Annotated in this window: 2 protein-coding genes; both read left to right on the forward strand. The window is 30.6% G+C overall.

Annotated elements, in window-relative coordinates; genetic code table 11:
• Positions 1-119, forward strand: a 119-nt coding sequence (locus C6H18_RS09770; RefSeq protein WP_407645601.1) for a hypothetical protein, incomplete at its 5' end; no start/stop codon positions are given.
• 125 nt (positions 120-244) lie between these two features.
• On the forward strand, positions 245-1,489 hold a 1,245-nt coding region (locus C6H18_RS04955; protein WP_199770133.1), incomplete at its 3' end, for a cache domain-containing protein.

The raw sequence follows: 1,489 nt of genomic DNA on the forward strand, positions 1-1,489 counted from the left end.
AATTAGAGGGTGTTACCCAAAATAATGTAGAGATTGTTAATGATACAAATAATGTTACACAAAATGTTAATGCTATTGCTCAAGAGATATTAGAGGATGTTAATAAGAAGAAGTTTTAGGGGTTAGCTTTTAAGAGATATTGAATGGATTTATTTAAGAGTTAAAAATATTTTTGCATTAGATTTTAATTTAATAATTTTAATTGTATAATGCGAGGATTCAAAAAAATTAACAAGGAACTCCAATGTTTAAATCTTTAAATATAGGCTCAAAGCTCATATTGTCGGTCTCTATAGCTATTGTTATAGGACTAGTCATTTTAATTGCTATTGTTTCTTCCAGAGTATCTACGAACATAATTAGTCAAGTGCGTCAAACTCTTGAACAATCATCTGTTCGCTATGCCAATAAAATGGAAGGTGCTTTAAATGAAAGCATATCTCTCATTGCAGGTCTAACTAATACCATTAATGACGAAATTAAAGCAAACGATATTACTCTTTCTCGCATTGAAGAATTAACAAAAGACATCTTTGATTCTTCTTCTTATGCGACTTATGCGTTTCTATACTTAGAAGATGAATCAATACTTGGAAATAGCAATGTTATCAGTAAATACAGAAGTGAAGCTGGAAGTTTTGGAATGATATTTTCAGATAGTGATACTTCTAAACCCGGCGGAATTGAACCTTTACAATTTACCGAAGTTCTTAAAAACTTCCCTCTAATGCAACAACTTCGTAATCAAATGCGAACAGCTCCTGATAGATACGCTATATTAGTTGGTAATCCCAATAGATTTAATATTAATCAACAAAAAGAATTCGTAGGAATCAATATTGCAACACCTATTATTAGTAGAGATGGAAGATATATAGGTGCTATTGCTTTTATGTTTAATTTAGAAAATTTTGCAAAATATCTCTTAAATGAAAAACTTGATCTTTATGATGGAGACACAAGAGCTTTAATAACTCAAGATGGGATTATTGCGGTGCATAAGAATAACTCTATTGTTCTAAGAAATTTACAAGAAGTTAATAATACTCCCCAAACAAGAGCTATATTAGATGCTATCAAAGCCAATTCTTCTCAAATTTTTGAGGATTATGTTACAACAACAGGAGAGGAAAGTTTTGCTGCTCTTGCTTCATTTAAGACAATTCGCGATTCTAGTAGTTGGAGTATCTTAGTAACCTCTCCTGAATCTTCTGTTTTAGAATCTCTTTATAATTTACAATTACTATTAATACTTTTTGGTATCATATTTTTAGTCGTAATTATAGCGGTTATTTACTATTGCATACAAACCATAGTCGCTAAAAGACTCCCTATACTATCCAATGCTTTAGAAACTTTCTTCCGTTTCTTAAATCACGAGAAAGTAGATCCTAAGCCACTCAAAATTAATGCTAATGATGAAATAGGCAAAATGGGAACTATCATTAACCAAAATATCATATCCACAAAAAAAGGCTTAGAACAAGAT

This window comes from Helicobacter mesocricetorum, assembly GCF_900198605.1.
GTDB lineage: Bacteria > Campylobacterota > Campylobacteria > Campylobacterales > Helicobacteraceae > Helicobacter_D > Helicobacter_D mesocricetorum.